A 13338-nucleotide genomic window follows, 5' to 3' on the forward strand; every position below is an offset into this window, starting at 1 on the left:
CAGAAACAAGGAATAAAAAAAGCCCGATGCTAAGATCGGGCTTTTTACCTTCAAAATTTATTAGGAGGCTTTAGATTGTTTCGATTTCAGGATATCGGTTCGGAAGCTTTGCGCCAGTTCTGCCATCTCGGCATCCATCCCATTCATCACGAAAGCATGACGGGTCAGGACATTGGTTGGATTTGGCATGCTGACCAGTTCATAGTGATCAGAAATGGATTTAAGTAAGAAGTTCGGGACATGTACCGCACCTTCACGCGCTATCAGTTGCTGTGCCAGACGTTCAGCCGCTTGAGCTGAATTCAGCTGCATTTCATCCACTTTCGAAGCAATCGCGCTACGTGTCTGCAAGACAAAACGTTTATCTTCACGGTAGCGTTTGTACAGCACTTCAGAAAGTAACTGGAAGACATAGCTGATCAGGGTGAGGCAGGCGAGGGCATTGGGCTTGTCTGCGGCAATACTCAGTGTTGCACCTTTTTCATCAAACTTGTGTACCGTCCAGACATCCGAACTGTTCAGTTTATAATGTTGTACGCACAGTTCAGTGGCCTTATTTAGGAAGATCTGACACAGGTTGAAATAAGGCACAGACACAGTTTTGTTGACCGAATCCAGCAGCTGTTTGGGATCATAGAACTGGATATTCAGCGACAGGGTATCTTTTTCGACCACGACTGACGTGTTGTCTTTTTCCTTTGGCTTGTTTTGCACAGCTTGCTGTGCCTGAGCAATTGCCAAAGCTGCATTGTGTTTTTCCTGTTCCAGTGCCTGAGTCAGCGTCTGAATTTCAAATTTCAGACGTGATTCATTATTGATGCGCGCCAGGTATTCACTGCGGCTTGGACGGGCAATGGCGCGATAAGCTAACCATAATAAACTATGCAGAATGAAAGAGAATAAAATCGCTGTCCACTGGGTACGCAGAATTTCACCGATACTTGGCTCAATCAAAGTAATCTCAACTGAACCGACTTTTTTCTCGTTAAGTAATGCTTCGCGGACAAAAACCTCGCCATCTCGGGTTTTCGTCAGACCACCAGTGGCTAAAACCTGAGCATTTGCATCTAGGATGCGAATTGAGGCAACACTTGGGTTAGTGGAATAACGATTTGCCAGTAAAGCCAGTGAAACACGATTGGCTGGATCCAGCTCAGCCAGGCTGTCTGTCACCAGTTGACTGGTCATGAGCTGACCTTGGCTGGCACGGTTTTCATTCAGCTGGTGAGTGGTTGCCAATACCAGTAAGAAGGTATGAAGGGCAAAACTTATAATCAGTAGGCTAGCAAATAGCCCTTGTCTAGGCGCATTCAACGTAAACTTCCAAGGCAATTCTATTCAAATTCGATTATGATTCTAACAATAGTTGTAGCTCAGACCCGAGTCAATTCATGCGAGAAATCATTCTTATATCATTCTTAGGACCCGACCAGCCTAATCAATTTACACGATTAATGCAGGTTTTGTCCGCTCATTCCTTACAGATCCTGGATGTTGGACAAGCGGTTATTCATAACCAGTTGACCTTAGGTATTGTTGTATCTTCGGACGATCAGACCGCTACCGCATTAGCCATGAAGGAAATCCTGATTCTAGCACATGATATCGGGTTAACAGTGCGCTTTAAACCGATCTCTGTCACAGAATACAATCAATGGGTCAAAGAAGGGGGTCAGACCCGTTATATCGTGACCGCATTGGCCCCGGAATTAAAGGCTTCCCACCTGCAAGCCGTGACCCAGATCGTGTCCAGTCAAGGCTTTAATATTGAAACTGTAACCCGACTCTCCGGTCGTCCGGTACTGGACGGTGATGATACGGAGGCTGGACCAAAACGTGCCTGTGTACAGTTCAGCCTGAAAGGCCAGATGCTGGATGCAGCTGCGATGCGTACAGCCTGCCTCAGCCTGTCTACGGCACTGAATGTCGATGTTGCAGTTCAGGAAGACAATGTTTATCGCCGTAACCGTCGTCTGGTCTGCTTTGATATGGATTCAACCCTGATCGAGCAGGAAGTGATTGACGAGCTGGCAATTGAAGCAGGTGTCGGTGCACAGGTGGCTGAAATCACCGAACGTGCCATGCAGGGCGAGTTAGACTTCCAGCAAAGCTTCCGTGCACGTGTAGCACTACTAAAAGGCATGGATGCATCTGTGCTGCCGAAGATCGCAGAACGTCTGACCATTACTGAAGGTGCAGAACGTCTGATCTCTACCTTGAAAGCACTGGGTTATCGCACCGCAATTCTTTCTGGCGGCTTCCAGTATTTTGCTGAGCATCTGCAAGCCAAGCTAGGCATTGATGAGGTCCATGCCAATGTCCTCGATGTTGAGGATGGGATGGTGACAGGTGAAGTCAAAGGTCATATTGTTGATGGTGCGCGTAAGGCGCATCTGTTAATGACGATTGCTGAAGAGATGGGTATTTCCCTGGAACAGGCAATTGCCGTGGGTGATGGTGCCAATGACCTACCAATGCTATCGATTGCCGGTTTAGGTGTTGCATTCCGTGCCAAGCCTCTGGTCCGTCAGAATGCCAATCAGGCGATTTCCAGTGTCGGTCTGGATGGCGTGCTGTACCTGCTTGGTGTGCATGACAAAGACCTCAGCCGTGCCTGAGATTAGCGATTTTTAAGATGGAAACGCGGTCAAATGGCCGCGTTTTTTTATGCTGATTGATCACGCGCTGAAGAATAGTAGAGGGAGCTGTATGGAAATATACCGATCATCTTAAACGGAAAAATAATTTTTTCAGTCCAGAAAAACGGCGTTTATTTTGTAATGACACGCCAGCATCGATGGGGCAAATGTTTCGGAAAAACTCTAAAAATAAAAAACGTAATGACAAAATAATATCGCGACAGAATATGTCGTTGAACAGAAATAAAGGACTTTTTTTAGTCAAAAAACTCATCATAATGCTGGCATAGATAGACAAATCAATATATTCCACGAAGTGGATTTTACGACATTCAACCATGAGAACCGCTGCATTGCTTGCATGATCTGGGGTTGGACGGAGGGGATTTTATGGTAACAGCGAATTTAGCAACAATTGTGGGCTTTAGTCTGGTAGCCACTGCTGTACTTGTTGTGTTCTTCTCGCCGTATCGTCGCTGGTTAAGTTTTATGGTGGCTGGAATGTTTACTTGGGGACTGATTGAAGTCATTCGCCTGGGAACACAGACACTATTTGAACTGCCAATGACCTATGGTTATTTAGCGGCATTATCGAGTGTGATGGTCATAGTAACTCTATTGTTGCTACGTGAAGATCGTCGTGCCGAGCGCGCACTGGCCAAGCGCCGCTGCATCGAACATACACCTGTTTATGAAGATGACCAGCAGCAGTTATCCAGCCGATAATTGCGCTATTAAAAACAATAAAAACAAATGCACCTTCGGGTGCATTTTTTGTTAACGATCATCTACAAACTGCATGCTTAACCTCCTTGTAATTTATGCTAGGATAGCTATCAATTTTCGTACAATTACAATAGGCATAATTCATGAAACTGTCGTCAATTCCTGTCCTGAAACTTCCTTTGGTCGATCTCAGTACCGACCCGCTTGATTTACTGGTTGCAGGCTTGGCTTTGCGTATGAAGCAGTTGGCACGTACCAGTCCAAAATTTATTGAATTGGTCCATGAGCGTCAGTTCCGTATTCAGATCGGTACAGATGAAGGTTTGGCGCGCCAGATTATTGTCAATAACGGTGATATTGATACTGTATCAGGTAATGCTGAGCCGGCAGATTTTGTATTGCAGTTTGCAGACAGCGAGCAGGGTGTTAAAACTTTGATGAAAGGTGACCCAACCGCATTTATGACCGGCATGCAAAATGGCACTATCAAAATGGAAGGTGACTTCGGTTTGTTGGTCTGGTTTAACCAGGTGGCGAAGATGCTTCCACCAAAATTGCCAAAACCAGTCAAAGAAAAGGTGAAGCTGGTACGTCAGTTCATCAAAGAGAAAACGGGTAAATAAGATTTAAATTTTTTAAAAGATCTGGAATGCTAGTCAATTAAATAATTGGTTAGCATTTTTTTCGAACTTAGAAACTATTGGACACGTGAAACGTCATCAGCAACTGTTTCAGGCAAGACTAGATTTAAGAAAGATTGTTTCTGCGAGATATATATTCATTGATAAGATCTGACGAGTTCTGCGGTGAGGAGCATTGCTCCGCAAGATGCCTCCCTTGCGAAGCTTCACTTCTCATTTGGGCAAAACTAAAATAATAAGGATTGATCTAAAATAGTTTATAAAGAAAAACTTTCGAGAAATAAAGATCAGAGAACTTATTATTCAATTTCTAAATTAAACGTCACCGGTCCATCATTGACCAGATGCACTTTCATGTCGGCGGCAAAAATACCAGTTTGTACATGATCAAACTGGCTTTGTGCATATTCAACCAGCTGTTCATACAAATCTTTTGCTTCAGCCGGTGGCATGGCCGGACCGAAGTCAGGGCGTAAACCTTTCTGGGTCTGGGCCATCAGGGTAAACTGCGACACCAGTAAAATACCGCCGCCGGCCTGACTGACATTCCAGCCCATTTTTCCCTGTTCATCATCAAAGAAACGGTATTTCAGGATTTTATCAATCAGCTTCTGGCCTTTTTCTAGGGTATCTTCCTTACCAATCCCTAAAAAGACCAAGATACCGTGCTGAATTTCTCCGGTTGTTTCACCCTCAACAACGACTTTGGCTTCTAGCACTCGCTGTAATAATGCGCGCATATTTGACTCAAAAACTGAAAATTATGTGCATTGTACAAGAACCGCAGCAAGTCTGTAGATTAGCTCTGCTTAAAATGTATTCTAATCTATTGACTATATTTGATAATATTTTAAATAATCTAAAAACACGATTGAATTTATAAAAATTATCTGTTTTATCTATTTTTTACTCTCGAGTATCTTAGCCCATGCAGGAAAGGTAATAAATTGAGAGATTTAGAAATGTTTAAGCGTTCATTACTGGTTGCAATGCTTGCAACTGTCACAGCCGCACAAGCTGCCCCATTAACTAAAGATAACGGCGCGCCAGTGGGGGATAACCAGAACTCGATCACTGCTGGTCCAAATGGTTCCGTTTTACTTCAAGATGTACAATTAGTTCAAAAATTACAACGTTTTGGTCGTGAGCGTATTCCTGAGCGTGTGGTACATGCGCGTGGTACGGGTGCCTATGGTGAATTCGTTGCAACCAAAGACCTATCTGATCTGACCCTTGCTTCATTGTTCAAAGCCGGTACTAAAACTCCAGTTTTCTTACGCTTCTCTACCGTCATTCATGGTAAAAGTTCACCAGAAACCCTACGTGACCCTCATGGTTTCGCCATCAAATTCTATACCCAGGAAGGTAACTGGGACTTAGTCGGTAACCAGACGCCAGTCTTCTTTATCCGTGATGCGATCAAATTCCCGGATTTCATCCATGCGATGAAACCAAGCCCGGTCACCAACGTACAAGATGCCAACCGTGTATTTGACTTCCTGTCTAGCCAGCCTTGGGCAACCAACATGCTGACTTATGTTTATGGCAAGCAAGGTGTCCCAACCAGCTACCGCGAACAGGACGGTTTCGGTGTACATGCCTACAAACTGTATAACGACAAAGGCGAATACAAGTACGTGAAATTCAACTTCCGCTCTAAACAAGGCGTGAAGGGTTTGAACGTGAAAGAAGCGGCTGAGCAGCAAGGTAAAGATTTCAACCATTTGACCAATGATCTTTATAACAACATCTATGCAGGTAACTTCCCGAAATGGGATCTGTATATTCAGGTGCTTGATCCTAAAGATCTGGGCAAGTTTGATTTCGATCCGCTAGATCCAACTAAAATCTGGCCAACTGAGCTGGTTCCAGAAACCAAAGTCGGTACTTTGACCCTGAACCGTATGCCGAAGAACTTCTTCAACGAGACTGAACAGTCGGCATTTGCGCCAGGTAACCTGGTACCAGGGATCGAGCCATCAGAAGACCGTCTGCTGCAAGGCCGTATCTTCTCTTACTCAGATACCCAAATGTACCGTTTAGGCGCCAACCACCAGCAAATTCCAGTCAACCGTCCCGTGGTGAATGTGAACAACAATAACCAGGATGGCTATATGAATGTATCTGAGCGTGACTCAGATGTGAACTATGAGCCAAGCCGTAAAGAGCCAAAAGCTGCAACTGAAAAAGCACGTGCGGTTCAAACTCCACTTACTGGCACAGTTCAACAGATCGGTGCCAAAGAACAGAACTTCAAGCAGGCTGGTGAACTTTACCGCTCATACACAGCTAAAGAGAAAGATGACCTGATCATGAACCTGGCTGCTGACTTAGGTGCAGTGAAAGATTCAGAAACCAAGCACATCATGTTGTCTTATTTCTACAAGGCAGATGCAGACTACGGTACCCGTATGACCAAAGCAGTCAACGGTAACCTGGCGACGGTTAAAGCCAAAGCTGCAAAATTAAAAGACTAATCTCGATTGGTCTTGAGGAACTGGTGACTAGGGTATAGCGCATCACCTCCGAAAAGTCCTGTAAAACTCCAAACCTTTCCTGCACCCTAGGGGGAGTTTTACAGGCACTCCGTTTCTATCTCATCTCAGGTGAATTGAATCCTGAGTGACTGAAATTTTCTTTTCGATTTCTGTTGGAGTTCATCATGAAAGTTATGCCAAAAGCATTTTTAGCCAGTATTCTTGCCTTCAGTTGCGCATTTGCAACTGCTGCTGAAGTGAAGAATGTCTCCCCTGCAAAAACTGTGGCAAGCGTTCAGATGACTTCACAACAGGAATTGGTCGACCTCTTCTTCGCTGCTGCCAAAATTGGCAATAGCGAAGTCATCAACGAATTTTTAAAACATGGCTTTCCGGTCGATGTGCGCAATAAAGACGGTTATACCCCGCTGATGATGGCGACCTATTATGGTCACCAGACTATTGTTACAACCTTGTTGAAACATGGTGCAGACCGCTGTGCCCGAGACAACCGCGGCAATACCGCTTTAATGGGGGCCTTGTTCAAAATGGAATTTGCCATTGCCAAACAGCTGCGTCAGGTGGATTGTGATGCCCAAGCCAAAAAGGCCGGACAAAAAACCACGGCTGAATTTGCTAAAGTGATTGGCCAGGAAAAACAGCTACAAAAAATCATCCAGGAAGCAGAAAAATCTAAAGTAAAAGCAGACAAATAGGCTGTTATTTATAGCAGTACTTTGGTCTATATTTCTCCTGGCTGTATGTAATTGCTGCAATATTGCAGGGCTTTTTATGCTTTAATGCAAAGATAAGCACAGCGATATTTCCTAAGTTATGGCGCCAATCATCCAATCCCTGCTTGATACTGACTTGTACAAATTCACCATGTTACAAGTGGTATTACACAAGTTTCCGCAAACGCACAGTCTTTATCATTTCCGTTGCCGTAATCTTGAAGATACGGTTTATCCACTCACGGATATCCTGGATGATCTGAACCATCAGCTTGATCTGCTGTGCCAGCTGAAATTTAAAGAAGATGAACTGCAGTATTTACGCAGCTTGCGTTTTATCAAAAGTGATTTTGTGGATTATCTGGAGCTGTTTCAGCTCAAACGCCGCTTTATCAAGGCGACCATCGACAGTGAAGGTCGTTTAGACATTACCGTTGAAGGCCCAATGGTTCAGGCCATGATGTTTGAAATCTTTGTCCTAGCGATTGTCAACGAACTGTATTTCAGCCGGATCCGTACTCCAGAAGTGCTGATAGAAGGTGAACGTCGGCTGCAGGCCAAAATGGAACTGCTAAAACAGTACGATGCTTCGCAGGATTCAAATGATCCGCCATTTCTGGTATCTGATTTTGGTACCCGCCGCCGTTACAGCTTCGAGTGGCAAAAGCATGTGGTGGAAGAATTTAATAAGGCAGCGCCACAAGTCTTCCGTGGAACCAGTAATGTACTATTAGCCAAAGAATTGGGTATTACGCCAATTGGTACGATGGCACATGAATTCCTGCAAGCTTTCCAGGCACTGGATGTACGCCTGCGTGATTTCCAGAAAGCAGCACTTGAAACCTGGGTGCAGGAATATCGTGGTGATCTGGGAATTGCCCTGACTGATGTGGTCGGGATGGATGCCTTCTTACGTGATTTCGACCTGTACTTTGCCAAACTGTTTGATGGCTTACGTCATGACAGTGGCGACCCTTATGAATGGGGGGATAAGGCTTACGCACATTATAAAAAGCTGAAAATAGACAGCAAGACCAAGATGCTGACTTTCAGTGATGGACTGAATCTGGAAAAAGCCTGGAAACTGCATCAGTACTTCAAAGATCGCTTCCAGGTCAGCTTCGGGATCGGAACGAATTTGACCAATGACATGGGGCAGACACCGCTGAATATCGTGCTGAAACTGGTGGAATGTAACCGTCAGTCAGTCGCAAAAATTTCCGACAGTCCAGGAAAAACCATGACCGACAATGATACCTTCCTTGCGTATCTGCGTCAGGTATTTGACATCAGCGAAGTCGCTGAAAAGTAATCTCAATCAGCCGTCTTCAACCTGAGGCGGTTTTTTATGCAATGTCCTGTGTGTCAGGGTCTTTAGCATAAATTGTGATAAATAACCCAATAAAAACTGCATAATTGTAAAAATGAGCTGTGCTAAGATCAGACTGATTTGAACCAGAATACCTATGATAACGATGACAGCTTCAGCTTTTAATTTGGGTCTGCTGATAGAAACAGAAGACTTGGTGCCGCATCTGGGCAATGAAAAACTCCGTATTGTTGACCTGAGCCGTGCCTCTGTTTATGAACAGTTGCATATTCCGCATGCACTCCATTTACAGCCAAAAATGCTGGTTCGTCAGGAAGAGCAAGCTTTGGGTTTATTACCGGATCAAGAAGGCCTGGAGGCACTGGTTCGTTATCTGAATATTTCTCCTGAGCATCATGTCGTGGCTTATGATGATGAAGGTGGGGCTTGGGCAGGGCGTCTGTTATGGAACTTACATTGTTTAGGATTTGAGAACACCAGCTTACTCAATGGCGGTATTCATGCCTGGTTAGCGGCTGGGCTGCCGACTTCCTCTGATCCGGTGAAGCTGGAGCCAGTCGAACAACTGGTGCAAATCAACCTGAATCAGGAAAATGTAGTACGGATTGACTATGAAGCCCTACGTCAGCAGGTCGATCAAGGGCAGATCCAGCTCTGGGATTGCCGTACTGAAGATGAATATACCGGCCTGCGTCTGACAGCGCGACGCGGCGGTCACATTCCGGGAGCACGTCATTTTGAGTGGAGTACTGCCCTTAACCGTGAAAATCATTTAAAATTACACCCTTTGCAGCGCACACAACAGCGCCTGGAACAACTGGGTTTTAATCTTAAGCAGCCTGTGGTGGTGTACTGTCAGTCACATCACCGCTCCGGGCTGGCCTATATCTTAGGACGTTTGCTCGGCTGGAAAATCCAGGCTTATGACGGTGCGTGGAGTGAATGGGGCAACCGCCTCGATAGTCCAATCGCTACAGGGGAGTTGCCATCTTGAGCATCACATCGCGTTTAAAACAACAATTATTTATCCAGGCTCAGAAAGTGGTGCCACAGCATCGTCTGTCTCGTGTGGTAGGTAAAATTGCAGCCAGTGAAAATCCGGTTGTAAAAACTGCGGTGATTTCTGCTTTTAAAGCCAAATACGGCATCGATATGTCGATTGCGGAGCAGACCAATGCCTTGAAGTTCAAGTCATTTAATGATTTCTTTACCCGCGGTCTAAGAACCGGAGTGCGTGCGGTTGACGCTGACCAGGGCAGTATTGTTTCTCCTGCCGATGGTGCCATTTCCCAGCTCGGCAAGATTGAAAATGGTGATGTGTTCCAGGCCAAAGGCCAAAAGTTTACAGTTGAAAATCTGATTGCCGATCCACAACTGGCGCAGCCATTCAAAAACGGTGAATTTGCCACAGTATATCTGTCACCACGTGACTATCACCGTGTGCATATGCCATTTGCTGGCACACTGACAGAAACCCTGTATGTACCGGGTGAACTGTTCTCGGTCAATCAGACGACAGCAGAAAATATTCCAGGTCTGTTTGCACGTAATGAGCGCATGGTGTGCCTGTTTGATACTGAGCTTGGTCGTATGGCAGTGGTGCTTGTTGGGGCCATGATTGTAGCCGGTATTGAAACCGTGGCGACGGGTAAAGTAAAACCTTCAGGCCGGATTGAATTGAACCAGCATAATCTGTTCCTGGAAAAAGGTGCAGAACTTGGCCGTTTCTACCTGGGCTCAACGGCTGTCATTCTGTTTGAAGAAAACAAGATGCAATGGGATGAGAAGTTTAAAGCCAATTCAACAGTGTTGATGGGTGAAGCTTTAGGGCATACCGTTTAAGAAAATTCCTCCTGACCTTCCTTTGAAAAGGGAGGAATTAAAAGGTACAAAAAAAAGCGCCATCAGGCGCTTTTTTTAGATCTGGAATTTATTTATTGCTTCACAACAATCGAATCGATACCACTATGCTGCAAAGTCTGTTGCGCAATCACTGCCGCTTCTACAGAATCATAGGGACCGGAAACCACACGATACCAGACCTTGCCATTTTCAACACTTCTGACCACATCCGCAGATAGGCCATTCAGGATAATCTCGGCACGGCGTGCATCTGCCTGATCCGGATCATCAAAACTGCGTACTTGTAGAATATAGGTCGCTACTGGTGCAGCAGGTTCTTCAGTTACCAGTCCCGGCTCATTCACAGTTTCAGGTGCAGCTTCCTCAGTTCGAGGAGCTTCTACAATGACCACAGCATCCTGTTTATTGGTTTCAGGCACAGCCTGCTCAGGAATTGGAGTAACCTGCTGTTTCGGCAACAGGTCATAGAAGCGATAATCCTTGTTGGTGTCTTCCTCTTCATAATGCTGAGAAGTGATCTGATCATTGTTTGGTTTTACAGGTTCCCATGGCTTCCACAGCATGAGCGCCACCAGAAAACTTAACACGATTAAAATGATCACGAGTGTGCCTAGCCATGCAGGAATCAATGGCTTCTTTGGCTTGTTCGGACGTTCAGATACACCGCGTTGCGTTTTTCCAAACACTGGGGATTTCCTCTTGTATTTATTTTACCAGACAGAAAAAGGCATAACCGGTGTTATGCCTTACTCTCTGCATCGTATGTGATCGTAATACAAATGTCATTATACAAATCACCCACTCCACAGGATATTTTTATGAACTAGATGTCAAATTGGACATCTAGTTCATAGTTTTGGCTGTCTGCTTGCATGCTTACTCTGAACAAAGTTCTTCGTCTCTCGTCAAATAGAAAAGTAATGCTTTACATTTCCACTTCGAGTCTAGCTCTCGTCTTGCGAGTATGCAAAGCAGTGCTTTGACTATTTACCTTCTTGCATCAATGTAAAAGCAGTGCTTTACATTGATTCAGGAGCTGATACGCCAAGAAGTTCCAGACCATTGCGTAGCACTTGACGTACATTTACAGACAACAGCAGACGAGCTTGAGTCAGTTCAGCATCATCACCGAGTACTTTGTTCTCATTGTACCAACCATGGAACAATGCAGCCAATTCTTTCAGATAATTACCCACCTGGTGCGGTTCATAGCTGTTTGCAGCACGAAACACAATCTCAGGGTAGGCTGCCAGTTTTGCCAAGATTTCAGTTTCAGCATCCAGCTCGAGCTTAGCGGCCAGACCACGTGCAGTCACAGCATCAAAGTTTACGCCAGTCGCAACCGCCTTTTCTAACATACGGCAGATACGTGCATGGGCATACTGGATATAGTACACAGCGTTGTCCTTGCTTTGTGACACTGCAAGGTCAAGGTCAAAGTCAATGTGCTGCTCAGACTTACGCATCACATAGTAGAAACGTGCTGCATCATTACCTACTTCTTTACGCAGGTCGCGTAAAGTCACGAACTGACCTGAACGAGATGACATTTGCACCATCTCACCACCACGCCATAAGCTGACGAACTGCACTAACAGCACAGTCAGTTTCTTCGAATCATAACCCAGTGCATCAATTGCAGCTTTTACACGTGCGATATAACCGTGGTGGTCTGAACCCCAGATATCAATGATATCGGTATAGCCACGTTGGAGTTTATTTAAGTGGTACGCAATGTCTGATGCGAAATAAGTCGTTTGACCATTACGGCGTTTGACCACACGGTCTTTTTCATCACCAAATTCAGTTGATTTGAACCAGATATTGCCATCTTTTTCGTATAAGAAACCACGTTGATCCAGCGTTTGTAATGCTTCTTCAATTTTTTCTGTCAAAGATGCTTCGCTGAACCACTGGTTGAAAGTTACGCCAAATTCACCAAGGTCATCTTTAATGTCATCAAGAATCGCTTTAAGCGCTGCTTGATGGAACACGCGGTAACCTTCGCCAATTAAGCTTTGAGAATTGAAGATCAAGCCATCGATATGTTTTTCTTTATCGCCTGAAAGTATGACTTTATTGCCTTCAGCATCCGGTTCTGCCGCATATTGCACATCTTCAGGTACATCTTTGTAGACATCTGCCACCGGGCGTACATAGGCATCGCCATCCTGGTCGATAATACTTTGTGCGATCTCTTTAACATAGTCGCCTTGATAGGCATTTTTCGGGAATACCAGTTCTTGGCCAGTTAATTCCAGATAACGTAAATAAGTTGAAGTCGCCAGAATATCCATTTGACGACCAGCATCATTCACATAATATTCCCGGTCAACTTTCGCACCTGTTGCCTCTAACAGGTTCGCTACGGTCATACCATATGCAGCACCACGGCCATGACCCACATGCAGGCTAGAGGTTGGATTCGCAGAAACGAATTCTACCTGGATGCGTTTTTCCGCATTGGCCTGGGTACGACCATAAGTCGCTTGTTGCGCCTGGATCTGGTCCAGAACTGCGAAACGCTGATCAGCATTCAGGAAGAAGTTAATGAAACCCGGGCCTGCAATCTCGGCTTTGCTGATATCTGCAACTTCTGGCAAGGCAGCAAGGATTTTTTCTGCTAAATCACGCGGCTTCATACCCGCAGCTTTAGACGCGATCATGGCAATATTTGATGCAAAGTCACCGTGGCTACGGTCTTTGGTACGCGTCAAATTACTTGTATTGTTCCAGTCAGATGGGAGTACGTTTTGTGCCTGTAAGGTTTGCACTGCATGATCGAGAGCTGCTTGGATTGCCGTATTCATAATCAGTCGAAAATAGATATCGCAGAAAAACAGCAAATATAGCAAATTTCCGACTCTTTAGGTAAAACCATTTATGGGGAATAAAAAATATACGATCGGTAGCTGGAAGATTTATACA

At 45.1% G+C, this 13338-nt stretch carries 12 protein-coding genes; 8 read left to right on the forward strand and 4 right to left on the reverse strand.

Features of this window, described 5'->3' with window-relative positions; genetic code table 11:
* Positions 1–60: 60 nt before the first annotated feature.
* Positions 61–1314, reverse strand: coding sequence for a hypothetical protein (locus C3420_RS01610; protein ID WP_103799785.1), 1254 nt, complete (start codon positions 1312–1314; stop codon positions 61–63).
* A gap of 77 nt (positions 1315–1391) precedes the next feature.
* Here C3420_RS01610 and serB point away from each other — a divergent pair, with 77 nt between their 5' ends.
* The 3 genes from serB (at position 1392) to C3420_RS01630 (ending at position 3988) form a co-directional block, all read left to right on the forward strand.
* Positions 1392–2618 carry a phosphoserine phosphatase SerB gene (gene serB, locus C3420_RS01615; protein WP_076752847.1) on the forward strand — a complete coding sequence of 409 codons (1227 nt, stop codon included), beginning with the start codon at positions 1392–1394 and terminating at the stop codon, positions 2616–2618.
* Positions 2619–3029: 411 nt separating this feature from the next.
* Positions 3030–3365 (forward strand): ciprofloxacin tolerance protein AciT, encoded by a 336-nt coding sequence (gene aciT / locus C3420_RS01625; RefSeq protein WP_103799783.1) that lies wholly within the window; start codon positions 3030–3032, stop codon positions 3363–3365.
* A 143-nt stretch (positions 3366–3508) separates the two neighbouring features.
* Positions 3509–3988: a hypothetical protein gene (locus tag C3420_RS01630; RefSeq protein ID WP_004813874.1), complete on the forward strand. Its 480-nt coding sequence runs from the start codon at positions 3509–3511 to the stop codon at positions 3986–3988.
* A 317-nt stretch (positions 3989–4305) separates the two neighbouring features.
* Here C3420_RS01630 and dtd read toward each other — a convergent pair whose 3' ends face one another.
* On the reverse strand, positions 4306–4746 hold the full coding sequence (gene dtd / locus C3420_RS01635; RefSeq protein WP_103799782.1) for a D-aminoacyl-tRNA deacylase: 441 nt from the start codon (positions 4744–4746) through the stop codon (positions 4306–4308).
* Between the two features lie 222 nt (positions 4747–4968).
* Between dtd and C3420_RS01640 the strand changes: the two genes are divergently transcribed.
* The 5 genes from C3420_RS01640 to asd all read left to right on the forward strand — a co-directional run bounded on the left by C3420_RS01640 (position 4969) and on the right by asd (position 10389).
* The gene (locus C3420_RS01640; protein ID WP_103799781.1) at positions 4969–6483 is read left to right on the forward strand and encodes a catalase; all 1515 of its coding nucleotides are present in this window, start codon (positions 4969–4971) and stop codon (positions 6481–6483) included.
* Between the two features lie 185 nt (positions 6484–6668).
* Positions 6669–7199 carry an ankyrin repeat domain-containing protein gene (locus tag C3420_RS01645; protein WP_103799780.1) on the forward strand — a complete coding sequence of 177 codons (531 nt, stop codon included), beginning with the start codon at positions 6669–6671 and terminating at the stop codon, positions 7197–7199.
* 118 nt (positions 7200–7317) lie between these two features.
* A complete protein-coding gene (gene pncB / locus C3420_RS01650; RefSeq protein ID WP_103799779.1) occupies positions 7318–8529 on the forward strand; it encodes a nicotinate phosphoribosyltransferase in 1212 nt (403 codons plus the stop codon).
* Positions 8530–8692: 163 nt separating this feature from the next.
* On the forward strand, positions 8693–9541 hold the full coding sequence (locus C3420_RS01655; RefSeq protein ID WP_103799778.1) for a sulfurtransferase: 849 nt from the start codon (positions 8693–8695) through the stop codon (positions 9539–9541).
* Complete coding sequence (gene asd, locus C3420_RS01660; RefSeq protein WP_004813864.1) at positions 9538–10389, forward strand: archaetidylserine decarboxylase; 852 nt, start codon at positions 9538–9540, stop codon at positions 10387–10389. The genes C3420_RS01655 and asd overlap by 4 nt, the downstream gene beginning before the upstream one ends.
* 92 nt (positions 10390–10481) lie before the next feature.
* On the opposite strand, the gene C3420_RS01665 is transcribed toward asd, so the two are convergent.
* Complete coding sequence (locus tag C3420_RS01665) at positions 10482–11096, reverse strand: SPOR domain-containing protein (RefSeq protein ID WP_076752853.1); 615 nt, start codon at positions 11094–11096, stop codon at positions 10482–10484.
* A gap of 333 nt (positions 11097–11429) precedes the next feature.
* Positions 11430–13220, reverse strand: coding sequence for an arginine--tRNA ligase (gene argS, locus C3420_RS01670; protein ID WP_048882247.1), 1791 nt, complete (start codon positions 13218–13220; stop codon positions 11430–11432).
* Between the last annotated feature and the right edge of the window lie 118 nt (positions 13221–13338).

This window comes from Acinetobacter sp. ACNIH3 (assembly GCF_002918965.1).
Lineage (GTDB): Bacteria > Pseudomonadota > Gammaproteobacteria > Pseudomonadales > Moraxellaceae > Acinetobacter > Acinetobacter schindleri.